Consider the following 24,793-nt stretch of genomic DNA (forward strand, 5'->3'; position numbering starts at 1 on the left):
GCGGCCAAGGCTGCCCCGTTTATGAATGGAGGAAACAGAATGGATATGGAAGCAGGAAAAACACTTACCAATGAGGAGGTCATAAGAGAACTTCTCGAATTGTTAAAGAAAAATGCCATGAAAGAGCAGGCAAATGATGTATTTGAGATATGCAGCTATGTGGATGGACTGGAGAAAAAGATTGATTCCATGACGGAAGAACTTACCAATATGCAGAACCAGATTAAGGAAATGCAGGAAGATACGCTTATCAATAATGCCCAAAAGGCATTATCAGAGGCACAGGAGCGACTTAACACAAGATGTGAGCAGATTAAATCACAGGTGTTTCAGGTGAAAGAGCAGGTGAAATCTACTGCAAAAAGCATTGTTGATGAAGCTAAGGTAAAAGGTAGAGAAGTATTATACAGAGTATCAGAGTTCTTAGGAATAAAGAATAAACTTCTTAATATCCGGGAGAATGTAAGAGGAGCAATCAAGACTTCGAATAAGGATATAGCCAAAACTGCATTGCTTGGAAAAGAACTTCGTGAAGCAGGACAGACAACAGTCAATGCATTCCGTACTTTTGCAGATAAGCCGGAAGTGGATTATTCGAAGAAAAAACAGAATAATCCAATAAACAAAGCAGTGCTTGCACCTATGAAAGCAGTGAAAAAGATGCTTGTATTAATGGAGTTGCATCTGGATGCATCTATTGATAAGCTGGATAATCTGGCAATGAATGTGCAGATAGATAAGGAAAAGCATAAGGGTAATGTGAAGAGCGTGGAACAGACAGAGCCGGAGAGGGCAGAAGCTGAGCGAGTGGAAGCAGAGGTTGTATATTCACCGATGGTCGCTGAACCACAGGAATATCAGTATAATGCAGATGCATTTGAAAATTATTTGAGAGATAATGCTGCAAATGATAATAAGAACAAAGAAATAATAATGCAAAAGGATAAAAATGTACGATGAGTTGGCATAATTCGTAAATTAATTGCCACTACGTTTTTGAAATAGCATTGAAGTGGTATCTACGATGTTTTGATGTGAAATGGATTCTGCGGTATACACAAGGAATACAAATTGACTTTTCCAGGTTGGTGTTGTAAACTATGATTAGCTTTGACTAACCATAAGGAGGGCGCTCATACATGACAAATCAATACATGAATAATCTTTATCGTGATCTGCTCTCTAATTCACCGCAGACGATCACCATAGATATTCCGGCAGACATGGGAACCGGTCAGATTTCGCAGATCGTCACGAAACAGGGAGCAGTTGTTTCAGACTGGAGAATGAATTACTTTTCGGATATGAACGTGCAGGGAGTGAGCAGTGAAGAATACATACAAATGCTGTTCTGCTTCAATGACGGCGTTTCCTGGAATATCGCAGACAACCGGCAAAGTGCCAGCATACAAAAGGGTGAATCCTGTATTTATCGCGGCCACGGGAAAATGGAATATCTGTGCTATTCTAAAAAGAGCGATTTCCTTTTCAAAAATGTGAAAATACCTCTATCCTATTTCTATAAGATTCTGAATGACTACTTTGAGGCTGGTGAGATCGAGGTCTATCAGAAAAAATTATTGGACGGAATATCAAAGGTGAATATCACGCCCTATATGGAACACATTTTTGCGGAGCTGCAAGACTTCACGCAATATCGCGGCGGGTTGGGATACCTGTTTCTGGAAAGCAAGGTCTTTGAGCTGCTATCGGTATATTTGAGCGAGGTCCTGGAACTGAGTATTCTCGCGTCAACCTACGTTGCAATTTCCAGAAGTGACCGGGATTCCATCATAGAGGCAAAGCGAATTATTGACAGCCAGCTTGCCCTGGCTCCGAGCTGCGAGGAATTGGCGCGTCAGGTCAATATCAGCACTTCAAAATTGACGAAGGGCTTTTCCTCCCTGTTTGGAACATCGGTTCATGCGTATGTCATCGACCAGCGGTTAGAAAAGGCGGCAAGCCTGCTGTTAGAAAGTAATTTGAATGTCAGCCAGGTGGCTATACTGGTGGGATATTCAAAAGCGAGCAATTTCGCAGCGGCGTTCAAAAGGAAATACGGAGTGAATCCGAAAAACTATAAAGCAGAAGCTACGATTGGATAAACGCAAAAATACTGATTTTGGGTAGAATAAAATTGGTTTTGGGTTGGAATCGTGGGTGCAAATTGTTATTATATGTGGTGTGGTTAGAAGAAGCTAACCACACCACATTTTCATTTTCTCAGAGATAAGGAGGATACTGGTATGAGTTCCCAGAAAAAAAGTTCCCGGCTTGAGGGAAAAGATTTAATTACTATCGGCATCTACACCGTCATCTATGTCGTGATTGTTATGCTGGTGGCGATGCTTGGCTTCATCCCCATTTTTATTCCGCTGATGGCGGTGCTGTGCCCTTTGATTGGCGGCATCCCCTATATGCTGTATGTTACAAAGGCTAAAAAATTCGGGATGACTGCAATCATGGGTTTCCTGATTGGCCTAATCATGGTGTTCTTCGGCAACGGCTATCTTACCATGGTAACTGGTCTCGTTGGCGGCCTGTTGGCCGACGTGATCCTGAAAAAGGCGGACTACAAAAGTGCAAAGAGTACAGTTCTTTCCTGCGGTGTGTTCAGCATCTGGGTGTTTGGCAACTTTGCTCCCATTTTCCTGAACCGTGAAAGCTATATGGTAATGTTGACTGAAGGATACGGCGCTGAATATGCAGCTACCCTTAATACATATATGCCTATGTGGATTGCGCCTATTCTGCTGGTTGCCTGCTTTGTGTTTGGCCTTGTCGGAGGTATGATTGGGAAAGCCATTTGCAAAAAGCACTTCCAGCGTGCCGGTATTGCATAATGGCGCGGGAAATTCTGCTCAGCAAAAAAACAGAACAAGGGTTACGGCTCGATCCGCGTACAAAACTGTTGCTCATCTTCATCATAAGCATTTTTGTCATGGGCGGAACAGGCGGAGAAGCTATGGGGCTGATCCGCCTTGCTCTTTGTACGGTTCCGGCTATATTGCTGCTTACCTCGAAGCAATGTGTAAAAGCTGTGGGCTATATTGCTGTGTTTTCTGCTTTTTATGCTGTTCAAATTTATGTTTTGCCGCACCTTACGGGGATATTGAATTTCCTCGTTCTGTTTACAACCGGATTCTTCTGCCGAATCCTTCCCAGTGTTGCGATTGCTGCCTATGCAGTGAAAACAACAACGGTCAGTGAATTGATTTCCGGCATGGAAAGAATCCATATGCCTAAAGAAGTGACGATCCCCTTAACGGTCATGTTCCGCTTCTTTCCAACTGTCTTTCAGGAGTCAGAAGCAATCAGTGACGCTATGAAAATGCGTGGGATTAAACTTGGAGGGAAAAAATCTTCAAAAATATTGGAGTATAAGCTGATCCCGATGATTACCTGCTCCGTGAAAATCGGTGAGGAACTTTCCGCTGCGGCAATTACCCGTGGCCTCGGCGCTCCTGTCAAACGCACAAACATTTGCCAGCTTAAATTCAATTTTGCCGATGTGGTGCTGATCTTGTTTTGTTGCTTTGTAGTGTTTTGGGCGATTGCTTCCCCGATAATTTCCGCAGGAGGGATTTTGCCATGATAGATTTTCAAAATGTTTCTTTTTCTTATGGTGAAGAATCCAGCGGCGGAGGGATTAGAAATGTCAATCTCACCATAAACACAGGGGAATTTGTTTTACTCACGGGAGAATCCGGCTGTGGGAAAACAACGATTACCCGTTTGGTAAACGGGCTGGTGCCTCATTATTACGAGGGCAATTTAGAGGGCGATGTCCTTCTGGACGGAAAAAGCGTATCAGATACGCCGCTTTATGACTTGGCTGCTATGGTGGGATCTGTATTCCAGAATCCCAAAAGTCAGTTTTTCAACGTGGATACGGATAGTGAATTAGCCTTTGCCTGTGAAAATTTAGGCTATCCTCAGGAGGATATCCTGAAAAGGATTGACCGGACAGTTTCCGATTATCATATTGAAGATTTGATGGGGCGAAGCGTGTTTGCTCTGTCCGGGGGCGAAAAGCAAAAAATAGCCTGTGCTTCATCAAGTGTATTGCTGCCGGGAATTATGGTCCTGGACGAACCATCTTCTAATTTGGATATGGCTGCTATTGATGACCTGCGGCAGGTCCTGAGCCTCTGGAAAAAGCAGGGCAAAACAATTCTGATCGCAGAACACCGCCTTTACTACCTTCACGATCTTGCAGATCGTGTGCTGTATGTAAAAGATGGGGAGATTGAACGGGAATACACACCTGCTGAATTTGACAGCTTATCGGATGGCACTCGAAAAGAAATGGGACTGCGGCCGTTTTCTCTCTCGAAGTTGAAGCCTGCGAATCAGTATCAGGCGCATACAGCTAAACAGATGGAATTTCAAAATTTCTGCTTTGCGTATAAAAAGCGGGAACCGGAAAGCCTCCATATTCCGAGTGCAGAACTGCCTGTTGGAGAAACGATTGCCATTATCGGTCTGAATGGCGCTGGAAAATCTACTCTGGCCCGCTGTATTTGCGGACTGGAAAAGAAGTGTGGCCTTTTGCAGGTTGACGGGAAAACCCTTGATTGGAAAGCCCGGCTCAAACATTGCTACATGGTAATGCAGGATACCAGCCATCAGCTATTTACCGAAAGCGTGACGGATGAAGTGCTTCTGAGCATTGACAACGAGGATGAAACTGTTGTGGATAAAATCCTTAAACAGTTTGATCTGCTGGAATATAAAGACAGGCACCCGCTTTCTCTTTCCGGCGGGCAAAAACAGCGGGTAGCGATCGCGTCTGCCATTGTGAGTAACCGGGAGATCATTGTGTTTGACGAACCAACCAGCGGGCTTGATCTCAAACATATGCGGGAAGTTGCGCGGAGTTTGAAGTCACTCGCAGATCAGGGCAAAACGCTTCTTGTTATTACGCATGATCCGGAGTTGGTGATGGCGGGATGTTCGTATGTAGTCCATATGGAAAAAGGGCAAATAAAAGAAAGCTATCCATTGGACGAATCCGGCAGTAAAAAGGTTTTGGATTTTTTCCGAATCCGCCAGTGAATTTTAGAAATTATGAATGTCAGGGCCGCCTTGACTGGACAGAAAGATAATGATAAGAGGCCGCTTTACTTTGGCGGCCTCTTGTTTTTGAAGCACAGACAGTACGGCTCAATATAAGGAGGGCTTATGTTCAAAAAAATCTTTGAGTACGCAGGGCCATATAAGAAAAATATGTATGTGGCCACGGTTGTCGTACTGGTCAGCGTTCTTATGGGCGTCCTGCCTTTTGTGCTGGCCTATCAGGTCATTTCGCCATTGGTTATGGGCGATTCTGTTGAAACAGAATTTGTTTTATTGCGTGTTATAGGGGTTTTGATCTGTCTTGTTTTGCAGGCGTTTTTTTATGGATGGGGATTATCAATTTCTCATAAAGCAGCATATAACACATTGTTCCGTCTGCGGGTATCTCTGCAAGAGAAGTTTGAGAAACTTCCCCTTGGCATTGTGGAGGAAAAAGGGACAGGGACAATCAAAAAGCTGTTTGTCGATGATGTGGACAGCTTGGAATTGCTCCTTGCTCATTCAGTCCCGGAGGGTATCGCAAATTTACTGATCCCGCTGGTGATTTATGTTGCTATGTTTTGTGCGGACTGGAAACTGGCTCTTATGTCTTTGGCCTCTATCCCGATCAGCCTGCTCTCCATGGTCATTATGTACTCTGTTGGAATGAAGCGCATGGGTCCCTACTATCAGTCTGCACAGAAAATGAACAACACGATCATTGAGTACGTCAATGGTATGGAGGTTGTCAAGGTTTTCAACCGGGAGAGTGAATCTTACGAGAACTTCCGCAAGGATGTAACGGACTATCGGGATTATACCTTGGCATGGTATAAGGCCGCCTGGCCCTGGATGGCGATATACGGAAGTCTGCTGCCCTGCACTGTTATTCTGACTTTGCCTCTTGGGGCATGGTTTGTTCTCTGTGGCATAAGCACTTTACCTGATTTGATTTTAGTCCTCTGCCTTTCCCTCAGCATTGGGATTCCTCTCCTGAAAGCACTGGGCTTTATGGAGACGATTCCGAATCTGAATTATAAGATCACGGCACTTGAACAGATGTTAAATACGGCACCGCTGCAAGCTGCTGAGGATGATTTCCACGGACAGGATTTTAACATTTCTTACGATCATGTTTCCTTTGCGTATCAGACGACACAGCCTGGCCCAGATGGGAAACCGATAATAGCAGAAAACGAAGTCCTCCACGATATTACCTTTGTGGCACAAGCAGGACGAAAAACTGCCCTAGTTGGTGAATCCGGTTCTGGCAAGAGCACCCTTGCAAAACTGTTGCTCCACTACTATGACCCGCAGAAAGGGAGCATTTCCATTGGCGGGCAGAAACTTTGTGATATGAGCCTGGAGGCATTGAACAGCCGCATTTCCTATGTGGCTCAGGATCAGTACCTGTTTAACACCTCCCTGCTGGAAAATATCCGTCTTGGACGTTTGGATGCTACCGATGAGGAAGTAATGCAGGCGGCGAAGAAAGCCCAGTGTATGGAGTTTCTGGAAAAGCTGCCGCAAGGTATTCACTCCATGGCGGGCGATGCGGGGAAAATGCTTTCCGGGGGGCAGCGCCAGCGAATTTCCCTGGCGCGGGCAATATTGAAGGATGCCCCGATTGTAGTGCTTGACGAGGCCACGGCCTATGCTGATCCAGAAAATGAGGAAAAAATGGAGGCTGCTATTGCGGAGCTGGTGAAGGGAAAAACCTTGGTAGTTATCGCTCACAAACTTCCCGCTATAATGAACGCAGATCAAATATGCGTTATGGATCACGGAAAGATGGTGGCAACCGGAAAACATCAGGAGCTGATTCAAGCTTGCCCAGAATACCAAAAGTTGTGGAAAGCGGCTCAGGACAGCGCCGAGTGGAAAGTATCTACTGCAAAGGAGGGAAGATAAATGTTTGCATTGATTTCAAGAATCCTGAACCTCTCAGGGAGGTATAAAAGCCGTATTCAAGCTGCATTTCTATGTGCATTTGTCGAGTCCATTCTCTCCAAAATGCCGATCTTCATGGCGTTTATTGTCTTGGCCGGGTTTGCTGATAATACGCTGACTGGAAAGACCTGTCTGTTTGTCGGACTTGGATTATTAGCTGTTGTAGTGGTTCAGACAGTGGTTCACTATTTGAGCGACCGTCTGCAAAGTGCCGCTGGATTTATGATCTTTGCTGATAAACGGATGGAGTTGGGAAATCATTTAAGAAAAATGCCGATGGGTTACTTTACATCGGGGAATATTGGCAAAATCAGCTCTGTTCTCAGTACGGATATGGTATTCATTGAGGAAGTTTCTATGAGTACCATTGGCAACATGATGAGCTATATGCTGTCTACTTTGGTTTTAGCTGTTTTTATGTTCGTACTGGATTGGAGACTTGGGCTGATTGCGGTAATCATTACCTTGCTGGCATCACTGGTTGCAAAATATATGAATAAGGTTTCCTTCAAGGAGGCTGTCGGGCGTCAAAACCAAAGCGAGAATTTGACGGATGCGGTCTTGTCTTTTGCTGAAGGAATTGGGGTTATCAAAAGTTACAATCTGCTCGGAGAAAAATCTGACGAATTAACGGAAAACTTCAAAAAATCAAGGGATGTCAATACGAAGTTTGAGCAGAAAATGACACCGTGGACCACTGGCTTAAACATTCTCTATGGCGTGGGTATTGCCGCTATCTTCGGTTTATCCGTTTTTTTACATCAGGAAGGCGTACTCTCCCTGGCTTATCTTTTGGGCGTGCTGCTGTTTGTCTTTGATCTCTTTGGACCTCTGAAAGCTCTTTATGGAGAAGCAACCCGACTGACCGTGATGAATGCCGCATTAGACCGCATTGAAGCTGTTTTGGACGAGCCTGAACTTCCCGATAACGGAAATCAACATATTCTGTCACAGGCACAGCCGGATCAGCCAGAAGTACAATTTAGCGATGTGGGCTTCGCCTATCAGGACAAGGAAGTCCTGCACAACATCAGCTTCTCTATGCAGAAGAATACCATGACCGCACTTGTGGGACCGTCTGGCGGTGGCAAATCCACGATTGCGAACCTTCTGGCGCGGCTGTGGGATGTGAAATCCGGCAAAGTGACAATCCGCGGTACAGATATTCGGGATATACCTCTCGCCGAACTGATGGAACAGATCAGCATGGTTTTCCAAAGGGTGTACTTGTTCCAGGATACCATTTACAACAATATCAGCATGGGTAAACCGGACGCTACCGAGGAAGAAGTCTATGAGGCTGCAAAAAAAGCCCGCTGCTATGATTTTATCATGGCGCTGCCAAATGGATTCCAGACAGTCATCGGTGAAGGCGGCGCTACTCTGTCCGGCGGCGAAAAGCAAAGAATCTCTATCGCCCGATGCATTTTGAAGGACGCACCGATTGTCATTCTGGATGAAGCGACTGCAAGTGTTGATACCGATAATGAAAGCTATATCCAGGAGGCAATCAATGAGCTGGTAAAGGGTAAAACATTACTTGTGATTGCACACCGCCTGAATACCATCCGTCAGGCAGATCAGATTTTGGTGATCTCTGATGGACGGATCAGCGAACAGGGAACCCATGACGAGCTTATGGCAAAAGCCGGGATTTATCAGGATTTTGTAAATATCCGTAAAAAGGCTTCCGGCTGGAGCCTTGCATAAAGGAGGAACCGATGAAGATTCATGCGTCCGGGGAGGATTATCTGGAGGCTGTGCTGATTCTTCAAAAGAAGCAGGGCATGGTCCGCTCCATTGATCTTGCTCGGCACATGGGCTTTTCAAAGCCGAGTATCAGTCATGCGGTGGGCGTTCTGCGGGATGGCGGCTTTCTGACAATGGACGAGGATGGATTTCTCCACCTGACCGATATAGGCCGGGAGGTGGCAGAGAAAATCTATGAACGCCATCAATTCTTTACGGAGCAGCTTGTGGCTGCTGGCGTAGACAGAGAAACGGCGGAGCAGGACGCTTGCCGGATAGAACATGTAATCAGTGATACATCCTTTCAGAAGTTAAAGGAAAAAATGCGGGGAACCGATTAGCGCACACCGGCTCCGCTCTGCATAATAAGTTATCTGCCCCGTCCGGGGAAAGAAAAAAACCGTTGACTGGGGCAGATAATTTCGTGCGCTATTTTAAGGTTTGAACTCAATCGGCGGTTTTGAAGGACAATTTCAGAGCCGCCGTTTCTTTGCGTTTACACAAACTAATGACGACTTGCAGGGACACGGTAGCCGCTTGGAGGTTAATTTGCCGTGTCTCTTTTGCTTTTTCAAAGCTCCCATGATCTACATCAATTAAAAAAAGCATTGCCCCTCCTCCGGGCAAGTATAGCATTGCATCGGCATTATCGTTCCATGTGATTCAGCATAATAATGACTGTTCTTGTTGCGCCAGTTTCCCATTGTGTGGAGCTGGCGCTTTTTGCTGTCGATTTTTCGGGAAAGTTCCCGAAGTACGTCGCTGCCGTTCCCCACCTCCATTCGATTCACCCGTCAATCACCCGTGAATCGAAATGGAGGTACATAATGAAGAAAATTAACCTTCGGGAGCTTTATCCTGATGTTTATACAACAGACTTTTTTGTAGATGTGACAGAGGAAGTAATGGAGACTATTCGAGCAGCTGAACGTGCGGAGGCTGCGTATGAGCGAAAGATGTATCGTTATAAAGCACAGTATTCTCTGGATTGCGAGAATGGCATTGAAAATGCGGTGCTGTTGAAGCCGCAGACACCGGAGATGCTTCTGGAGGAAAAACAGTTTCAGGAGCAGGTCTATGCCGCTGTGATGAAGCTGCCGGAGAAACAGGCAAAGCGAATTTATGCCCGATACTATCTGGGAATGACGGTAAATGAAATTGCCGAAGTAGAAGGTGTAGATTCAAGCCGTGTTCGAGACAGTATCCGCCGTGGCTTAAAGCAGCTCGGAAAATATTTTTGATAAAGTTTCATTTGATGCGCCTGTTTTTTGCTTTTTTTGTCAGTGTTAATAAGAAGGACAAGTTTTCCTCCTTCATCAAGTACATTGACAATCGAATAGGGAGGCTAGCAGTTTTATCCGCTCATCTATGAGCCGTTTTTTATTCTCTGTGACATAAAAATTCATCTGGATATTCCGTTTCCGGTTCGCCATGCGCTGCCTCCATTCTTCATAAGAGTTTGAGATTATCTCAACAAACATTTTTCATTTTCGGTCAAGAGATCTGAAAATACGAAAAATCGCAAGCGGGTACTCGCTTGCTGTGCTTGTTATCAAGCCTTACCTTCTATTTTTCTCTCTACTAATACTACAATTTGGAAAGGGGAAAATGGCTATATCCGTAAAGAAAAGCAGAAAAATGCCACGACTGAAACTCCGTTGTAGAGTGATCTGTCGTGGCATTACATTGTGAATTTATTTTTGCTGAGCCATTTTCCGATATTCAATCGGCAGGAGGCCTGTACTCTTGCGAAATAATTCCGCAAACCGGCTAGAAGTAGAGTAACCGATCATTTCCGCAATCTGTCCCATTGTGAAATCCGTATCGATCAGCAAATGCTCTGCCTGGCTCATGCGGCGCTGTTGAATGTACTCTGTGATCGTGCAGCCTTGCAGCTGCTTAAAAGATGTTTTCAGCTTAGTGGTTCCCATACAGGCGATTTTTGCAAGACGTTCTAATGGAATATCAAAAGCATAGTGGTCATTGAGATAAGCAATCACATTTTTCAGTTGCGCCACATCCTGCTCGGACAAACGTTTCTCTTTACGGGACAGAATTTTTTTCTGTTCTTCCACGACAAGAGATACGGCCTCGGCTACTTTCGCTTCATAGAATAATCCTGCGGCAATCCCATCCCCACGGTAGACCTTTACTTCATGGAGCAATTTAGCCATAGCTGGGAAATCTGTTGTCTGATCGATCTGCCGGAAAGCTGCAAGCGGGCTGATATAATCCCCTGGATATTGCTTTTGGAGATAATCCTCATAGTATGCCGGCATGACTTCGATACCGATGGAACGGATGGGGATTTTTTTGTGGATCAGCGCCTTGTATGGCTTATAACCGCCGATAAAGGCTTTAATACATCCGGCAGACATCCGCCGATAGGGATTTAATTCCTCCCCGGAGATAGATTCATACTGGGTAATGCTTAAGGCTTCTGGCAGGTTAAATTCCATGAAGAAATCTTCGTGAAAATAGAAATCGTGGATTTTAATGTCGTACAGGTCTTTTTTCGCATAGACCCAGTAAAGGCCTTCCCCAAATTCAGGCGATAACCGCCAGCATTGTCCGGCAGAATTGAAGCGGTTATTGCTATCTACCGGGATAAAATGGTTATCTGTTAAAAGCGGTTCATAGTAATCCGCAATAATGCTATTGTTCAAATGACGGCCTCCTTTGAAACGATTGGACGGAGCTTTGCAATGAAAGGACGAAGATGCCCGGAACGTATTGCAGACCGCCCGGAAAGTTAGTATCATATAGACCGTGGTTAGCAGCAACTAATCATAATATAACAGATTTCAGGCGGTAGGTCAACCGTTCTTGAAGCAGGAGGAAAAAATATGAGTAATCAAGTAAATGCAAAGGCAGGATTGTCCGTCAAGGACTTAGTAACAACAGGGATTTTCACCGCACTTTTGTTCGTATTCATCATGGTGGGTGGCGTCTTTTTTGCTACCAACCCGATGCTGACCTTTTTCATGCCCGCCGGGAGTGCTCTGCTTGCCGGGCCGGTTTATCTGCTGATGATCGCAAAAGTACATAAGCGCTGGAGTATCACGATCATGGGCGTTATCATGGCCATCATCTGGTTTGTCACCGGTATGCACTGGGCGTTTGCGCTGGGCTATCTCATTATGGCCGTCGTAGCGGATTTTGTCGCCGGTACAAAGCAGTACAAGAGCAAGAAAATCAACAGCCTGTCCTATATCCTTTTCTCCCTGGGCGGAACAGGATCGTACCTTGTTTTCTTCGCTGATCCTCAGGGCTGGGCACAGACCATGTTGGGAAATGGAACCGAGCAAAGCTATATCGACACCATGCAGGCGACCGCAAACGCGGGAATCTTTATCGCCATGTTTGCCGCTCTCCTTGTAACAGCTTCTATCAGTGCATTTGTGGGCTGCAAAATGCTGAAGAAGCAGTTTGAAAAAGCAGGTATTACAGCATGATGGGTAACACCGTCCAGAAAGGGCTTTGGCTTGACCCGCGGGCCAAGCTCTTTCTTATTTTAATGTGCGTACTGTGTTCCATGTTCGCACCTTCCCTTTCGTATCAGTTTGCACTTGTCCTGCTGATTGCTGTATTGGGAGTGCTTTGCGGAAAGTGGAAATATTCCATAAAAGGGGTCTGCTTTTATGCCGTGGTCTGTGTACTGACGGTCTGGATCATGGCGGTCATGACGGGGACGCTACGGACCATGTTTGTTGCGTTCCTTGGACTGTACCATAAAGTTTATGCTTGTGGGATGCTGGCAGGGATTGTCCTGTCCACAACGAAAGTCAGCGAGTTTTTATCTGCCATGAACCGCATCCATGCCCCGAAAAAATTTGTGATCACATTTGCGGTCATGCTGCGCTATATTCCAACTATCCAGGAGGACTGGCATTTTGTTAAGGACGCCATGCGGATGCGGGATGTATCGCCCTCCCTGGGCGGATTCCTTTCCCATCCGGGGATGACGGTAGAGTGTATTTATGTGCCGCTGATGATGATGGCCTCCAAAGCAGCGGACGAGCTTTCCATTGCCTCTGTTACTCGCGGGATTGAGAATCCCAATCCCCGGACCTGCCTTGTCCAGATAAAATGCGGGATTGCAGATTGGATGGCGATGTTGATTGCTGTTGCTTTCTTTATTTTTGAATTATGTATGCGGGGAGGTGTGACCGGGTGATTGAATTTGAAAATGTATCATTTTCTTATGAAGGACAGGAGCATGGCGGTCTGCATGGAATCAGCCTTAAAATTGCAGACGGGGAATGTGTCTTGTTCTGTGGCCGTAGCGGGTGTGGAAAAACAACGGTCACAAGGCTGGTAAACGGCCTGATTCCACAATTTTACCAGGGAGAACTTCGAGGGCGTGTGCTGGTGGACGGACAGGAAATCAGCAACCTGCCCATGTATCAGATCGCCGCAAAGGTGGGCTCCGTCTTTCAGAATCCCCGGACGCAGTTTTTCAATGTGGATACGGACAGTGAGATTGCGTTTGGAATTGAAAATGAAGCCAGGCCGGTAAAGGAACTGGAGGAACGGGTAGAACAGACAACAAAAGATTTGCATATTGAAAAGCTACGGAACCGCAATATTTTTGAATTGTCTGGTGGGGAGAAACAGAAAATCGCGTTTGCGTCTGTCTATGCCATGAACCCGGAAATCTATCTGCTGGACGAACCATCCTCGAATCTGGACATGGCTTCCATCCAGGAATTGAAAGAACATCTGCGGCTGATAAAAAGCCAGGGGAAAACCATTTTGATTGCGGAGCACAGACTCTATTATCTGATGGAGCTGGCAGATCGCATTGTTTATCTGGAAGATGGAGAAATAGCAAGGATTTTCACGCCGGAGGAATTTCTCCGGCTGCCCGAAACCGAACGGGAACACATGGGGCTGCGGGCGGTTGATCTGGCAAGGGTGCTCCCTCCGGCCAGTCATCCGCCTATTTCCTCTCCCACATTAGCACTCCATGATGTTACTCTGCGCTATAAAAAACGGACGATTCTACACCAGATTGCTCTTTCTGCGGCAAAGGGGGAAGTCATTGGGGTGGTCGGTCATAATGGAGCCGGAAAGACCACGTTTTCCCGCGCCCTGTGTGGGCTTCATAAAGACTGTGAAGGCGCGTTCCTTTGGGACGACCAGCCGATGGAACACAAGGCGAGGTTGAAACGCTCTTATATGGTTATGCAGGATGTGAACTATGAATTGTTTGCGGAGAGTGTGGGGGCAGAATGTTCCTTCGGAATCCGAAACCCGGATCAAGATTTAGTAGAGGAAACCATGAAGGAATTGGGGCTTACAGCCTACCGGGAACGCCATCCCAACACGCTTTCCGGTGGACAGAAGCAACGTGTGGCTGTGGCAGTCAGCATGATCTGTGGAAAAGATTTGCTGGTGTTCGATGAACCCACCAGCGGACTGGACTTTGACAGCATGGCGCAGGTGGCAGGTCTGATAAAACGGTTATCCGAACAGGGGAAAATCATTTTTATTGTCACTCACGATTTTGAATTTGTCTGCCGTACCTGCTCACGTGTCCTGCATTTTGATGAAGGGGAAATGCCGGATGACATCCCTGTTGTGATGGATTCCCTTCAAAAGCTCCGGGAACTGTTCTCTGTTTCAGAGAGAAAGGAGATGTGAAGTGATGAAACAGAAAAAAGAAAACAGGATTGCACTGCTGCTTCAATGGGCCGGTGAGCAAAAAATCTGGCTGCTGCTGGCAATCCTGCTGGCCATGGCAAGCGGCCTGTGTATCATTGTCCCGTATATCGGGATTTATCGCCTGATGGATGCCGCTTTCCAGCATATCTGCACAAAAGAGCTTGTCGTACAGACGGTAATGATGATCTCCGTTTCTGTGGCCCTGCGCTTTGTTTTATTCGGGTGTTCCGGTGTGGCGGCCCATAAAGGTGCTTACGGTGCTTTGTTCAAGGTGCGCTGCATGGTGGCGGAACATCTGGCAAAAGTCCCCCTTGGTACATTGAATGAGCGGCGGACCGGGGATATTAAAACGGTTCTGAATGAAGATATTGAAAAGCTGGAGTTGTTTTTAGCCCATAACCTTCCAGACCTTGTGTGCTATATGGTAGGGCCGGTAGCAATTTTCATTTATTTGATGACAGTAAATATCCCATTGGCACTGGTTTCCCTGGTGCCGTTGATTTTGGCCGTTGTGGTAATGGGGGTTATGTTTCGGAATACGGACGGTTTGATGGACCGGGCGAACCGATCCATTACAACGCTCAATTCCGTTATGATCGAGTATATCAGCGGCATGAAACTGATTAAAGCGTACAACATGGGGAGCAAATCGTTCCAGAAATTTTCCGGTGCAATCCAGGAAGAGAATGCCATGTGGAATGAAACCTCCCGGAGAATGGGGCCTCCTTATGCAACCTTCGTGGTTCTGATTGAATGTGGGATGCTGCTGATGGTTCCCCTGGGCGGGATGTTCTTTCTGAAAGGCTCCCTGGCGGCCAGTGCATTTTTGCTGTTCGTCTATGTCGGCTCCATGTATCTGACGGAGATCCGGCCTTTACAGGAATTGGGGACAAACTTTGCGAATGTCCTGGGCGCCATTACCAAAACGAAAGAAATATTGGACGTTCCTGTTTATGAAGGTGGAATGGACTTCCCGGAAAACCATGATATTGAGCTTAAGAATGTACGTTTTTCCTACGATGGGAAAACGGATGTCCTGCAAGGCGTCAACCTCAAGATCAGGGATGGGGAACGCATGGCACTTGTGGGACAGTCCGGCGCGGGCAAGAGTACCATGATTGAACTGATCTCCCGGTTTTATGATGTGCAGGAGGGGGAGGTGCTGATCGGCGGGATCAACGTGAATGAACTGAACTACGATACCATCCTGAAGAATATTGCCATTGTATTTCAAAAGACATTCCTTACCCGTGACAGTGTACTGGAAAATATCCGCATGGGTTCAGACGCCAGCCTGGAGGAAGTACGGGCTGCCGCCAGGGAGGCGCAGATTGATGACTTCATCATGTCGCTGCCGGATGGTTATGACACAAAGGTAGGCAGCTTCGGCTCCCGTTTCTCCGGTGGGGAAAAACAGCGGATTGCTATTGCAAGGGCGATCTTGAAAAATGCTCCCATCCTGATTCTGGACGAAGCGACAAGCGCCTCTGACCCGGAAAATCAGATGGAAATTGATAAGGCCATTCAGAACCTCTGCAAAGGCAGGACGGTCATTGTGGTAGCGCACAGGCTGAGCGCCTTGAAAATGTGCGACCGTGTGGCGGTGGTAGAGAATCATACGATCACCAGCGTCGGTACCCATGAGGAAGTGCGGAAAGAGAACGCTTATTATCGGAAAGCATGGGAGGACTACGAAACAGCGAGGGGAATTACTTATCAACTGGAAGGAGGCGGGCAGAATGAATCCAAATAACGTATGGAAGAAGAACCGGGAGTTTTATATTGGCGTTGCCGGGACTGTCCTGGAGGGACTGTTCTCTGGTAGCCTGTTTATGCTGCTTTATTCCGTCATGCGGTTTTTATGGGACGGTCAGTTTGATATGAACCGTGTACTGGTCCTGACAGGTGTTATTGCATTTATCTTTCTGCTCCGTATTTTGATATACAGCTATGGCTATACCAAAGCACAGATCGGCGGCGCAAAAGTCAGTAAAAATATCCGCTTGTTTATGGGCGACCATCTCAAGCGTATCCCGCTTTCCCGGTTTACACAAGGGCAGACAGGCGATTATATCAACACCATTACCAGTGATGTAAATAACTATGAAAAAATTCTGACCCATAAGATCGGGGACATTGCAAAGAGCTTTGCCCTGTCGCTGATGTTGATTGTTTTTGTGATGACGATCTACTTTCCAGCCGGGCTGATCCTCCTGATTGCCGACCTGCTTTTGATCCCCGGATTGTGGCTTTCTTTCCGGCAGGTAGCGAAGTATGGCAAAGAGAAGAACGATATTTGTGCAGAGAATGTCAGCAGCATTGTGGAGTATGTATCCGGTATCCAGACTTTCCGGGCCTATGGCGTTGGCGGTCTGAAAAACAAAACCGTGATCCATGCCATGCAGGAGTTTAGCAGGATCAGCTTTGTGTATGAAGCCAAGGTTCTCCCGATAGGTGCGGGATTTGGTACTTTGAGCTGGCTGTCCTGCCCGGTTGTGATCTGGACGGCCTATGGCCCCTGGGCAGCCGGAACTTTAGATACCGTGTCCTATCTTTTGATTTGTATGCTGCCTTTGTTCTGTGCGAAGCTGGCAAATTCCATTTTTGTAGACCTCACCAGCTATAAGAATCTGATGATCTCGAAAAATAAAATCATGGCTGTGATGAAGGAACCGGAAGAAACCGGCAGCATGGAGCCGCTACAGGCAGCCTCCCATGAGATTGTATTTGACCATGTGAACTTTTCTTATGTTCCTGGGGAACCGGTGTTAAAACAGGCTTCCTTTACTGTGCCGGATCAGAAGCTGACCGCCATTGTGGGGGATTCCGGCTCCGGCAAGTCTACCATCCTGAACCTGATTGCAAAATACTATGAAGTATCTGGCGGCACGATTTCCATAGGAGGCAGACCGATCAATCATATAGCTGCGGAACGGGTATTAGACCAGATTTCTATGGTGGACCAGGATGTGTTCCTGTTTGATGATACAGTGCGGGAGAATATCCGCCATGCCCGTCCGGATGCTACGGACGCAGAAATTGAAGTGGCCTGCCGAGAGGCAAACTGTGACGGCTTTATCCGCAAGATGGAGAGGGGTTATGATACGCCGATTGGGGAAAATGGAAATCTCCTGTCCGGCGGCGAACGCCAGCGCCTTTCCATAGCACGTGCCATTTTGAAAAACAGCCCGATCCTGCTGCTTGACGAGGCGACGGCCTCCCTAGACATTGAGAATGAATTGGCGGTAAAGCAGGCGATTGCGAACCTACTGAAAGAGAAAAAAACCGTGGTGATGATCGCACATACCCTATCCATCGTAAAAAATGCCGATCAGATTCTGGTGGTTTCCGATGGTCGGATCACCGAAGCTGGTACACACGAAGAATTGTTAGCAAAGGATGGAAAGTACGCTGCCATGTGGAACGCAGAACAGCAGCTTTCCGCCTAAAAGGAGGCTACGATGAAGATTCATGCGTCCGGGGAGGATTATCTGGAGGCTGTGCTGATACTCCAAAAGAAGCAAGGCATGGTCCGCTCCATTGACCTTGCCCGGTACATGGGCTTTAGCAAACCGAGTATCAGCCATGCGGTAGGCGTTTTGAAAAATGGAGGTTTTCTGACCGTGGATGATGATGGGTTCCTTCATCTGACCGTCATAGGTCTGGAGATTGCCGAGAAAATCTATGAACGCCATTTGTTTTTTATGGAGCAGTTTATCGCTGCTGGCGTCGATCAGGAAACAGCGGAACAAGACGCCTGCCGGATTGAACACGCCATCAGTGATACATCTTTCCGAAAGCTGAAGGAGAAAGTACAAGGAACCGATTAGCGCACATCGGCTCCGCTCTGCTCTGCATAATAAGTTATCTGCCCCGTCCGGGGAAAGAAAAAAACCGTTGACTGGGGCAGATAATTTCGTGCGCTCATTTTAGAAATGTGATGCTCTATCGGCGGTTTTGAAAGATCAGGGCGCCGTTTCTTTTGCCCTCAAAGGGAATGACGTGCTGACGCTGGCGGATACGGCGGCTTACTGGAGGGAGCCGCTATGATACAACCTGACCGCAGACAAATTCTGACGATGTTTGCACTATCGTTAAAAAAGTCAGACCGCCCAACAGGAACAGTCTGACGACGATTGCGAAAATCGTCGCTTTTTAAAATTTATGTTGAAAGTAGATAGTAATAGAGCTGGGTATCATGTGCCCAGCTCAATCTTCTACATGGAAGACATCTTCCACCATCATATTAAAGTATTTTGAAATCCGCAGCATAAACTCTGCGGATGGGGTGCTTTCCCCACGTTCTATTCGACCGATGGTTTTGGTACAGTATCCGGTAGCTTCAGCAAGTTCATCCTGGTAGATGCCACGCTGCTCACGGATTTCTTTGATATTGTTGACAACCGCCATAAAAATTCCTTCTTTCAGATTCTGATTTCTTAGTGTTAATTATGCAAGAACATGTGTCCAATAAAAAGGACTTGCATTAATTGGCACTGGTCTTATTTGTAACTCTTAGCAATATCAGCAGGATTACATTTTCCGAGAACCTTACCAAATATATCTAAACGATCATCTTCTCCGACGGGGATAGGTGCATACTTTTCATTAAGCGAGATAAGGAAGATTCCGTCTTTATCGTTTTGCAATTTCTTGATGTAGGCTTCTCCGTTTAGAGCGAAGATGCCGATTTCTCCATTAGCAACAGATTCCTGTTGTAATACCCATGCAATCTGACCATCAGAAAACTCAGGCTCCATACTGTCGCCACTGATACGGACACCAAAAGTAGTATCTTCCGGTAAGATAGATTCATCTATACATACAGTCTCTTTTGGTCCGTCTACAAGGAAGTTACCGGTTCCGGCTGATACAGCATTTTCAAAAATATCAATGCTTCGGAATGGAATTATCTTAGCAGTCTGCTTTTCATACATTCCGGATGCGTGGAGCAGATGGATGTAATCCATAGCCTTTTCTCTGCCTTCATCAGTAAGAGAAGAGAGTGGATCTGCAGGATTTACTCCAAAATATGCTTCATACATGTTAGTAACACCAAGGATTCTACACACTTTGTAAAATATGGTAACGCTTGGTTCAGCAAGATTTCTCTCCCAGTTGGATATGGCTTTATAGGAAATGGTAATGCCTTCCTTTGCCAGTTCATCAGCGAGATCCTGTTGGAGCAAGCCTTTCTTTTTTCTATATGTTGAAATGATTTCTCCGATTGAGTACATGCATACGCCTCTTTTCTTTCATTTTGTTGATTTCAAATGTCTCTTTTCACTCCATAGTATATAGCAATAGTGCCAATTATTCAAGTTAAAAATCCAATATAATGAGAAAAAGGACACATGTGTCCGTTGACAGTCGATTATTCTTGGGGTTATACTATGCCCTGTAAGAAACATTACTCATATACTTGGACTAAAGGTTATGGTAGTGACAGATTAAATGCAGGAGGTGATGAAGATGGGAGACAGGGTAATACTTCATTCAGATATCAACTGTTGTTATGCCTCGATTGAGCATCTGCATCATCCGGAGCTTGCAGGAAAGCCACTGGCAGTAGGCGGTGACCCGGAGGCAAGACATGGGATTGTCTTAACAGCCGACTATATTGCTAAGAAGTACGGTGTGAAAACAGGAATGGCACTCTGGCAGGCAAAGCAGGTCTGCCCTGACATAACATTTGTTTCACCAAGAATGGACTTATATCTTCGGTTCTCAAGAATGGCACATGAGATATATGCAGAATATACGGACAGGCAGGAGCCATATGGGATTGATGAGTGCTGGCTTGATGTGACAGGGAGCAGTTCCCTTAAAGGAGATGGATTGCTTATCGCACAGGAAATCAGCAGGAGAATGAAGTCAGAGCTTGGCATCACAGTAAGTGTTGGTGTTTCTTTCAATAAGATATTTGCAAAGCTTGGTTCAGACTATAAGAAACCTGATGCAATCACAACTATGTATAAGAGTGAGTTTAAGCAGAAGGCATGGTCACTTCCGGTGGCAGATCTTCTATACGTTGGCAAAAGTACGAACAGAAAGCTTGCATTATTTGGTATCAAAACCATAGGTGATCTTGCAAGAGCAGATGAAGATGTGCTTAACAGTCACCTTGGAAAGATGGGCAGTATCTTATGGTCGTTTGCTAATGGCTATGATGATTCACCTGTCAAGCTGGAGAATACCAACGCTCCAATTAAATCGGTGGGAAACAGCACAACAACACCAAAGGATTTAGTATGCGATGAGGATGTAAAGATTGTTCTTTATATTCTGGCTGAGAGTGTTGCAGCAAGACTTCGTGAGAATGGATTCCGGTGCAGAGTGGTTGAGATAAGTGTCAGGGATAATGAGCTATTCTCTTTTACCCGTCAGAAAAAGATTGACCATGCAACGAATATCACCGGAGAGATAGCTGCATATGCTTATCAGATATTTAAGGAAAACTATAACTGGAGCAAACCAATCCGCAGTGTTGGTGTCCGAGGTGCAGACTTAGTAACAGATAATTATTGGGAACAGATTGATTTGTTCTCAAGTGTGGAGAAGCGTGAAAAGCAGATGAAGATGGATTCAGCGGTGGATGAGATACGCAGAAGATTTGGATTTTACAGTATCCAGAGGGGACTCATGTACCGGGACAGGATTCTGTCAGCAGTCAATGCAAAAGAAGAACACACAGTACATCCACATGGGTATTTTGGATAAAGAGGGAGGCGGAACATGAGCGAAGCAGCAAGAATTGATCTGGTAGACAGAGCACCATTGACGGAGAAGCAACAGAATGTGTATGAAAGCATTATGCAATATCAGCGTGTGAATGGTTATGCTCCTACTATCAGGGAGATATGCAGGATGGTAGGGGTGGCATCGACTTCAAGTGTTTATGCATATCTGAAAATATTAGAAGAAAAAGGCTATATAGCAAGGAAGATGGATGCTTCCAGAGCAATAGCAATCTTGTAAGGAAGGTGATTACATTGAGCAATAAGGTATATGTTGATGTACTGGCAGAGTTCTCTAAGGATGGAATACTTATTCCCAAAGAGATTACATGGGAAGATGGCAGAAAGTATGAGATAACACGAGTAAAAGACAAACGCAGAGCAGCCAGTACCAAGGCTGGGGGCGTTGGTGAACGCTATACCTGTGTGGTGGATGGAAAGGAAATATTTCTTTTCTATGAAGATAACAATATGTGGTTTATGGAAAGAGCCGGAGCCTGATATGATTGTGTGCTGACAGCACAATTCGTATCAGTTGGCTTTAGATCAGCAAAGCCGGGGAATGTGCAGACATTCATCGGAACTCCCGGCAAAAGGCTTGCAAAGGTGATTTCCCTTTCCTTTACGAGTACAGAATTGTAGATTGATGATTTTGTATGAATAAGGAGCGAACTGAATTGAACAAAGGAAATGTTATAGAAATTAGATGTAAAAAATGCAACAAGTTAATGATGGAATACTTTGTATGCGGTGATGATTCCGCTGTAGCACTTCAGAATATTGGAATTAAGTGTGACAGATGTAAGCGAGTGATGATACTCAAGAAGTATTCCGAGGGAATGATGAAGGAACATTCTGAGAATGGGACTTTCAGAATATAATGATTGACAATTAAATTACAGCCCACCTGATAAGGGCACATCGAAAGATGGAAGCACCAGAGACGCAGGGGAAACGAACAGTATTTATGATACTGGTTTCCTCGTGCGTCTTTTTTAGTGCTGTAAAGGTAATCCGACTTGTTCGTTTCCAAGGGCGGCAAGGAGGATTTATGAGCAGTAAAGCACAGACAAGAGAAAAGGATTATGAGAGAGGATTACGAATTGCTGACAGTAGAAAGGCGATAGGATTATCACAGGATGAGTTAGCTCATAGAGTAGGTATAGGCAGACAAGCAATATCTGCGATTGAAAATGGTGGAGATTTTAAGACACAGACATTAGATAATCTGGCAATCGTACTTGGTGTATCTGTTGATTTCATAATGTATGGAAAGAATGAAGAAAATTCAGAACTATTATCTGAGGCAATGGATGTTCTTTCAGATATGGATGAATTGCAGATAAGACAGTGCCTTGCAATGATGAAAGCGATGAAAAGCGTGTCAGTTGGAAAGTGATTGTCGTGTTTACACGACATAATTGTCGCCTGTACACGGTCGGCAATAAAGCGGTAAGAGACTAGAATGAACATGTGCTTGAGATACAGCACACCACGAGAGTGGAGGCGCCAAAACTCTCCAATACGAAATCGTAAAGGAGACAACAAAATGAATAAAAGAGATTTTAACGTAGTAGGAAACGAAGGTACAGATAATCAGGAGCTTGCAAAGGGTATTGCATTTGTAAAGTCACGCAGAGCAGAACTTAATGTAGTCCAGATGGTCGAGAATATGCGTGATCAGGCAATGCCTAATGGAGTAATAATCAATGATGCGTATTGTGATCGTTCAATGACAAGGGACTATGACAGAGAAGGTCTGAATGCTTTCTTTTCAACACTTAAAGAGGAAGACTTTGAGGTTGTAGTAGTCAGAAGCCTGAATGAGATCACAGATGACATTTATGATCTGGAAGAATTTGTGAATACCATTACTGATATGGGCATATGGCTCTATTCTCTTGAAGTCGGTCCGGTGCCAATTACTGTATCTCATGCAGAGGACTTCGGATGCTAAAGGAGTTCTCTAGTAGAGAAGCAGCAGGAAATCTTTCGGGTCGGGACAAACAAGTCCCGGCTGTGAAGGATTGCAGATTTACACAGACTGCATTTGGTACAGTAGTACATGATTCGAGTGGGAAGTGGCTTGGTCAGTATGAGACAGAAGATGCGGCGGTAGAGATGCTTAGAGAAATGGCACGGGACAATGGAGGGTACGACGATGAAATATGAAGGATATAAAATTGGTCCGGTGATTCGTGATATCCGTAAGGACAAAGGACTTCTCATTGAAGAGGTTGCCGCTAAAACCGGAATAAGTGTTTCGACGCTTGGACAGGTGGAGCAAGGAGGAAGAAACTTGAGCATGAAAAACCTGTATATGCTTATGGAAGTTTATGAAACAGATGCAAATACCTTACTTGCAATAGAATGTACACCGGATTCATTAGATTCGAGACTTAAGCAGTTACCTGCAGATAAGCAGGATTATTTGAAAAAGACATTTGATTTTATGATAGAGCAGGCTTTGAAGTCAGCATAGGAGGCAGAAAATGAGAAGAAAGATTAAAAAGATGGATTGCATAGAATATCTTTCAGTGCAGGCTCCACTAGAAAAAGTAAATATGCTTGAAGACAAGCAGAGCAAATATATACATGAATTTGTAAAGAGAAAAGAATATTCAATCGTTGGAAAGATGAGACGCAATGGCTTTTCGCAGAGTGATGTTGATCGCCAGTGGAATCAGATTGTGAATATGATCCGCAAAAAGCAAATCAGTGGAGTAGTTGTTGCGAATATGGCAGCTATATCCAGCAGTGTTGCGGATGCTTATTTTAAGGTAGGACTGGTTATTGAAGCAGGCGGCATTGTGGTGACTGTAGATGAGGGCAGATTGGATATGCACATCAAGAAGGGAGCATAGATATGAGCAGACGAACAGAAAAAAGAAAGTATGGTAAATATAATAAATTTGATGTCGTGTATGCGGATTTTGGGAAAAACCCACATGGCATTCAGGGCGGAATCAGACCAGGAATAATTGTTTCATGTGATGCCAGTAATCATGATGGTGCACCGCAGGTGTCAGTAGTCCCTTTGAGCAGTAAGTTAAAGGATATTCCGGTACATGTGATTTTAAATCCGAAGGATGTAAGTGGATTTGGATTAAGTAAGATATCTGATTTTATGCCTGAAGATGCACAGACAATTTCAAAAGGCTGCATTAGAGCAAAAAGTGGAACTGTCATTGAGGATTCAGGCGTGAGAGAAGAAATAGACAGAGCATTGATACGACAGTTTGATCTGTTACCTGTAGCTCGCAAAATGGTAATGGAGGAGTTAGCAAATGGACAGCAGAACTAAAAAGACTAATAATAAAAGATTTGTCAGATATTCAGAAGGAGCAGAGATGTATTCAATGAGTGTGTCAAAGTTTATGCAGTTAGCTAAGGATGCAAAGGCATGTTATAAAGTGAATCAGCTGGTGTTGGTTAATCTTGATATTATTGACGAATATCTTGAAACTTTCCACATTGTAGATGACGAGTTTTATAAGTAATTATGAGAAATGACGCATTAGTTATAGAAGAAATACAAACAAGTATGGAGAAAAATGAGCCAAGAGAGAAAAAATGTATTGACTTTCAGTCAGACCAAAAGTATAATATGATTAAGATATGAAGGAGGCATA

General features: G+C 45.2%; 30 protein-coding genes. 26 read left to right on the forward strand and 4 right to left on the reverse strand.

Annotated features, from left to right (window positions below; all coding sequences use genetic code 11):
* Positions 1–39 precede the first annotated feature (39 nt).
* The 8 genes from DXB77_RS05770 to DXB77_RS05805 all read left to right on the forward strand — a co-directional run bounded on the left by DXB77_RS05770 (position 40) and on the right by DXB77_RS05805 (position 9,098).
* The gene (locus DXB77_RS05770; protein ID WP_117908541.1) at positions 40–960 is read left to right on the forward strand and encodes a DUF6674 family protein; all 921 of its coding nucleotides are present in this window, start codon (positions 40–42) and stop codon (positions 958–960) included.
* Positions 961–1,139: 179 nt separating this feature from the next.
* Entirely contained in the window at positions 1,140–2,105 is a 966-nt protein-coding gene (locus DXB77_RS05775) for an AraC family transcriptional regulator (RefSeq protein ID WP_019160804.1), read from the forward strand.
* 141 nt (positions 2,106–2,246) lie between these two features.
* A complete protein-coding gene (locus tag DXB77_RS05780; RefSeq protein WP_015535748.1) occupies positions 2,247–2,843 on the forward strand; it encodes an MptD family putative ECF transporter S component in 597 nt (198 codons plus the stop codon).
* Entirely contained in the window at positions 2,843–3,595 is a 753-nt protein-coding gene (locus DXB77_RS05785) for an energy-coupling factor transporter transmembrane component T (RefSeq protein WP_008395312.1), read from the forward strand. The genes DXB77_RS05780 and DXB77_RS05785 overlap by 1 nt, the downstream gene beginning before the upstream one ends.
* Positions 3,592–5,058 (forward strand): energy-coupling factor ABC transporter ATP-binding protein, encoded by a 1,467-nt coding sequence (locus tag DXB77_RS05790; RefSeq protein ID WP_055270719.1) that lies wholly within the window; start codon positions 3,592–3,594, stop codon positions 5,056–5,058. Before DXB77_RS05785 ends, DXB77_RS05790 begins: the two co-directional genes overlap by 4 nt.
* Before the next feature lie 126 nt (positions 5,059–5,184).
* Positions 5,185–6,969, forward strand: coding sequence for an ABC transporter ATP-binding protein (locus DXB77_RS05795; protein WP_118662818.1), 1,785 nt, complete (start codon positions 5,185–5,187; stop codon positions 6,967–6,969).
* On the forward strand, positions 6,970–8,718 hold the full coding sequence (locus DXB77_RS05800; protein ID WP_118662819.1) for an ABC transporter ATP-binding protein: 1,749 nt from the start codon (positions 6,970–6,972) through the stop codon (positions 8,716–8,718).
* Between the two features lie 11 nt (positions 8,719–8,729).
* Complete coding sequence (locus tag DXB77_RS05805; protein ID WP_008395306.1) at positions 8,730–9,098, forward strand: metal-dependent transcriptional regulator; 369 nt, start codon at positions 8,730–8,732, stop codon at positions 9,096–9,098.
* Positions 9,099–9,204: 106 nt separating this feature from the next.
* On the opposite strand, the gene DXB77_RS12990 is transcribed toward DXB77_RS05805, so the two are convergent.
* On the reverse strand, positions 9,205–9,366 hold the full coding sequence (locus tag DXB77_RS12990) for a hypothetical protein (RefSeq protein ID WP_015529866.1): 162 nt from the start codon (positions 9,364–9,366) through the stop codon (positions 9,205–9,207).
* A gap of 218 nt (positions 9,367–9,584) precedes the next feature.
* Between DXB77_RS12990 and DXB77_RS05815 the strand changes: the two genes are divergently transcribed.
* A complete protein-coding gene (locus tag DXB77_RS05815; protein ID WP_044930365.1) occupies positions 9,585–9,998 on the forward strand; it encodes a sigma-70 family RNA polymerase sigma factor in 414 nt (137 codons plus the stop codon).
* Positions 9,999–10,451: 453 nt separating this feature from the next.
* On the opposite strand, the gene DXB77_RS05825 is transcribed toward DXB77_RS05815, so the two are convergent.
* Positions 10,452–11,423 (reverse strand): AraC family transcriptional regulator, encoded by a 972-nt coding sequence (locus DXB77_RS05825; RefSeq protein ID WP_008395299.1) that lies wholly within the window; start codon positions 11,421–11,423, stop codon positions 10,452–10,454.
* 180 nt (positions 11,424–11,603) lie between these two features.
* Between DXB77_RS05825 and DXB77_RS05830 the strand changes: the two genes are divergently transcribed.
* From DXB77_RS05830 to DXB77_RS05855, 6 genes are read left to right on the forward strand one after another with little or no spacing between them, the layout of a single operon-like run.
* On the forward strand, positions 11,604–12,212 hold the full coding sequence (locus DXB77_RS05830; RefSeq protein WP_008395298.1) for an MptD family putative ECF transporter S component: 609 nt from the start codon (positions 11,604–11,606) through the stop codon (positions 12,210–12,212).
* Positions 12,209–12,934 (forward strand): energy-coupling factor transporter transmembrane component T, encoded by a 726-nt coding sequence (locus DXB77_RS05835; protein WP_118662820.1) that lies wholly within the window; start codon positions 12,209–12,211, stop codon positions 12,932–12,934. The genes DXB77_RS05830 and DXB77_RS05835 overlap by 4 nt, the downstream gene beginning before the upstream one ends.
* Entirely contained in the window at positions 12,931–14,403 is a 1,473-nt protein-coding gene (locus tag DXB77_RS05840) for an energy-coupling factor ABC transporter ATP-binding protein (protein WP_117908547.1), read from the forward strand. The genes DXB77_RS05835 and DXB77_RS05840 overlap by 4 nt, the downstream gene beginning before the upstream one ends.
* Positions 14,404–14,407: 4 nt before the next feature.
* Positions 14,408–16,177 (forward strand): ABC transporter ATP-binding protein, encoded by a 1,770-nt coding sequence (locus tag DXB77_RS05845; RefSeq protein WP_118662821.1) that lies wholly within the window; start codon positions 14,408–14,410, stop codon positions 16,175–16,177.
* Positions 16,164–17,873: an ABC transporter ATP-binding protein gene (locus DXB77_RS05850; RefSeq protein WP_118662822.1), complete on the forward strand. Its 1,710-nt coding sequence runs from the start codon at positions 16,164–16,166 to the stop codon at positions 17,871–17,873. The genes DXB77_RS05845 and DXB77_RS05850 overlap by 14 nt, the downstream gene beginning before the upstream one ends.
* A gap of 12 nt (positions 17,874–17,885) precedes the next feature.
* Complete coding sequence (locus DXB77_RS05855; RefSeq protein ID WP_118662823.1) at positions 17,886–18,254, forward strand: metal-dependent transcriptional regulator; 369 nt, start codon at positions 17,886–17,888, stop codon at positions 18,252–18,254.
* Positions 18,255–18,633: 379 nt separating this feature from the next.
* Here DXB77_RS05855 and DXB77_RS05860 read toward each other — a convergent pair whose 3' ends face one another.
* Together DXB77_RS05860 and DXB77_RS05865 are read right to left on the reverse strand one after the other, a co-directional pair.
* Complete coding sequence (locus tag DXB77_RS05860) at positions 18,634–18,834, reverse strand: helix-turn-helix transcriptional regulator (RefSeq protein ID WP_008395289.1); 201 nt, start codon at positions 18,832–18,834, stop codon at positions 18,634–18,636.
* A gap of 92 nt (positions 18,835–18,926) precedes the next feature.
* Complete coding sequence (locus DXB77_RS05865; protein ID WP_117994025.1) at positions 18,927–19,661, reverse strand: XRE family transcriptional regulator; 735 nt, start codon at positions 19,659–19,661, stop codon at positions 18,927–18,929.
* 235 nt (positions 19,662–19,896) lie between these two features.
* Here DXB77_RS05865 and dinB point away from each other — a divergent pair, with 235 nt between their 5' ends.
* The 11 genes from dinB (at position 19,897) to DXB77_RS05920 (ending at position 24,661) form a co-directional block, all read left to right on the forward strand.
* Positions 19,897–21,144 (forward strand): DNA polymerase IV, encoded by a 1,248-nt coding sequence (gene dinB / locus DXB77_RS05870; RefSeq protein ID WP_118662824.1) that lies wholly within the window; start codon positions 19,897–19,899, stop codon positions 21,142–21,144.
* A 15-nt stretch (positions 21,145–21,159) separates the two neighbouring features.
* Entirely contained in the window at positions 21,160–21,402 is a 243-nt protein-coding gene (locus DXB77_RS05875; RefSeq protein ID WP_118662825.1) for a LexA repressor, read from the forward strand.
* Between the two features lie 5 nt (positions 21,403–21,407).
* Entirely contained in the window at positions 21,408–21,662 is a 255-nt protein-coding gene (locus DXB77_RS05880; protein WP_118662826.1) for a hypothetical protein, read from the forward strand.
* A 176-nt stretch (positions 21,663–21,838) separates the two neighbouring features.
* The gene (locus DXB77_RS05885) at positions 21,839–22,042 is read left to right on the forward strand and encodes a hypothetical protein (protein ID WP_022172035.1); all 204 of its coding nucleotides are present in this window, start codon (positions 21,839–21,841) and stop codon (positions 22,040–22,042) included.
* Positions 22,043–22,212: 170 nt separating this feature from the next.
* On the forward strand, positions 22,213–22,560 hold the full coding sequence (locus DXB77_RS05890) for a helix-turn-helix transcriptional regulator (protein ID WP_117582140.1): 348 nt from the start codon (positions 22,213–22,215) through the stop codon (positions 22,558–22,560).
* Positions 22,561–22,710: 150 nt separating this feature from the next.
* Positions 22,711–23,118, forward strand: a complete 408-nt coding sequence (locus DXB77_RS05895) for a recombinase family protein (protein WP_118662827.1) — start codon at positions 22,711–22,713, stop codon at positions 23,116–23,118.
* Positions 23,112–23,333 (forward strand): terpene synthase, encoded by a 222-nt coding sequence (locus tag DXB77_RS05900; protein ID WP_117582144.1) that lies wholly within the window; start codon positions 23,112–23,114, stop codon positions 23,331–23,333. Before DXB77_RS05895 ends, DXB77_RS05900 begins: the two co-directional genes overlap by 7 nt.
* On the forward strand, positions 23,323–23,643 hold the full coding sequence (locus DXB77_RS05905) for a helix-turn-helix transcriptional regulator (protein WP_008395280.1): 321 nt from the start codon (positions 23,323–23,325) through the stop codon (positions 23,641–23,643). Before DXB77_RS05900 ends, DXB77_RS05905 begins: the two co-directional genes overlap by 11 nt.
* Before the next feature lie 10 nt (positions 23,644–23,653).
* Positions 23,654–24,025: a recombinase family protein gene (locus DXB77_RS05910; protein ID WP_008395278.1), complete on the forward strand. Its 372-nt coding sequence runs from the start codon at positions 23,654–23,656 to the stop codon at positions 24,023–24,025.
* 2 nt (positions 24,026–24,027) lie between these two features.
* Entirely contained in the window at positions 24,028–24,465 is a 438-nt protein-coding gene (locus DXB77_RS05915; protein ID WP_118662828.1) for a type II toxin-antitoxin system PemK/MazF family toxin, read from the forward strand.
* Positions 24,449–24,661, forward strand: a complete 213-nt coding sequence (locus DXB77_RS05920) for a DUF6462 family protein (RefSeq protein WP_004611639.1) — start codon at positions 24,449–24,451, stop codon at positions 24,659–24,661. Before DXB77_RS05915 ends, DXB77_RS05920 begins: the two co-directional genes overlap by 17 nt.
* Positions 24,662–24,793 lie beyond the last annotated feature (132 nt).

The sequence above is a fragment of the Clostridium sp. OM05-9 genome (genome assembly GCF_003481465.1).
In the GTDB taxonomy this organism is placed as follows: domain Bacteria; phylum Bacillota; class Clostridia; order Lachnospirales; family Lachnospiraceae; genus Coprococcus; species Coprococcus ammoniilyticus.

What these genes read in the sequence shown, in the direction of transcription:
- DXB77_RS05795 (WP_118662818.1), top strand. Translation starts at nt 5,185, where the DNA reads ATGTTCAAAAAAATCTTTGAGTACGCAGGGCCATATAAGAAAAATATG.
- DXB77_RS05815 (WP_044930365.1), top strand. Translation starts at nt 9,585, where the DNA reads ATGAAGAAAATTAACCTTCGGGAGCTTTATCCTGATGTTTATACAACA.
- DXB77_RS05905 (WP_008395280.1), top strand. Translation starts at nt 23,323, where the DNA reads ATGAAATATGAAGGATATAAAATTGGTCCGGTGATTCGTGATATCCGT.
- DXB77_RS05800 (WP_118662819.1), top strand. Translation starts at nt 6,970, where the DNA reads ATGTTTGCATTGATTTCAAGAATCCTGAACCTCTCAGGGAGGTATAAA.
- DXB77_RS05920 (WP_004611639.1), top strand. Translation starts at nt 24,449, where the DNA reads ATGGACAGCAGAACTAAAAAGACTAATAATAAAAGATTTGTCAGATAT.
- DXB77_RS05830 (WP_008395298.1), top strand. Translation starts at nt 11,604, where the DNA reads ATGAGTAATCAAGTAAATGCAAAGGCAGGATTGTCCGTCAAGGACTTA.
- DXB77_RS05910 (WP_008395278.1), top strand. Translation starts at nt 23,654, where the DNA reads ATGAGAAGAAAGATTAAAAAGATGGATTGCATAGAATATCTTTCAGTG.
- dinB (WP_118662824.1), top strand. Translation starts at nt 19,897, where the DNA reads ATGGGAGACAGGGTAATACTTCATTCAGATATCAACTGTTGTTATGCC.
- DXB77_RS05865 (WP_117994025.1), bottom strand. Translation starts at nt 19,661, where the DNA reads ATGTACTCAATCGGAGAAATCATTTCAACATATAGAAAAAAGAAAGGC.
- DXB77_RS05805 (WP_008395306.1), top strand. Translation starts at nt 8,730, where the DNA reads ATGAAGATTCATGCGTCCGGGGAGGATTATCTGGAGGCTGTGCTGATT.
- DXB77_RS05855 (WP_118662823.1), top strand. Translation starts at nt 17,886, where the DNA reads ATGAAGATTCATGCGTCCGGGGAGGATTATCTGGAGGCTGTGCTGATA.
- DXB77_RS05915 (WP_118662828.1), top strand. Translation starts at nt 24,028, where the DNA reads ATGAGCAGACGAACAGAAAAAAGAAAGTATGGTAAATATAATAAATTT.
- DXB77_RS05775 (WP_019160804.1), top strand. Translation starts at nt 1,140, where the DNA reads ATGACAAATCAATACATGAATAATCTTTATCGTGATCTGCTCTCTAAT.
- DXB77_RS05780 (WP_015535748.1), top strand. Translation starts at nt 2,247, where the DNA reads ATGAGTTCCCAGAAAAAAAGTTCCCGGCTTGAGGGAAAAGATTTAATT.
- DXB77_RS12990 (WP_015529866.1), bottom strand. Translation starts at nt 9,366, where the DNA reads ATGCTTTTTTTAATTGATGTAGATCATGGGAGCTTTGAAAAAGCAAAA.
- DXB77_RS05860 (WP_008395289.1), bottom strand. Translation starts at nt 18,834, where the DNA reads ATGGCGGTTGTCAACAATATCAAAGAAATCCGTGAGCAGCGTGGCATC.
- DXB77_RS05790 (WP_055270719.1), top strand. Translation starts at nt 3,592, where the DNA reads ATGATAGATTTTCAAAATGTTTCTTTTTCTTATGGTGAAGAATCCAGC.
- DXB77_RS05875 (WP_118662825.1), top strand. Translation starts at nt 21,160, where the DNA reads ATGAGCGAAGCAGCAAGAATTGATCTGGTAGACAGAGCACCATTGACG.
- DXB77_RS05900 (WP_117582144.1), top strand. Translation starts at nt 23,112, where the DNA reads ATGCTAAAGGAGTTCTCTAGTAGAGAAGCAGCAGGAAATCTTTCGGGT.
- DXB77_RS05835 (WP_118662820.1), top strand. Translation starts at nt 12,209, where the DNA reads ATGATGGGTAACACCGTCCAGAAAGGGCTTTGGCTTGACCCGCGGGCC.
- DXB77_RS05845 (WP_118662821.1), top strand. Translation starts at nt 14,408, where the DNA reads ATGAAACAGAAAAAAGAAAACAGGATTGCACTGCTGCTTCAATGGGCC.
- DXB77_RS05895 (WP_118662827.1), top strand. Translation starts at nt 22,711, where the DNA reads ATGAATAAAAGAGATTTTAACGTAGTAGGAAACGAAGGTACAGATAAT.
- DXB77_RS05850 (WP_118662822.1), top strand. Translation starts at nt 16,164, where the DNA reads ATGAATCCAAATAACGTATGGAAGAAGAACCGGGAGTTTTATATTGGC.
- DXB77_RS05890 (WP_117582140.1), top strand. Translation starts at nt 22,213, where the DNA reads ATGAGCAGTAAAGCACAGACAAGAGAAAAGGATTATGAGAGAGGATTA.
- DXB77_RS05785 (WP_008395312.1), top strand. Translation starts at nt 2,843, where the DNA reads ATGGCGCGGGAAATTCTGCTCAGCAAAAAAACAGAACAAGGGTTACGG.
- DXB77_RS05770 (WP_117908541.1), top strand. Translation starts at nt 40, where the DNA reads ATGGATATGGAAGCAGGAAAAACACTTACCAATGAGGAGGTCATAAGA.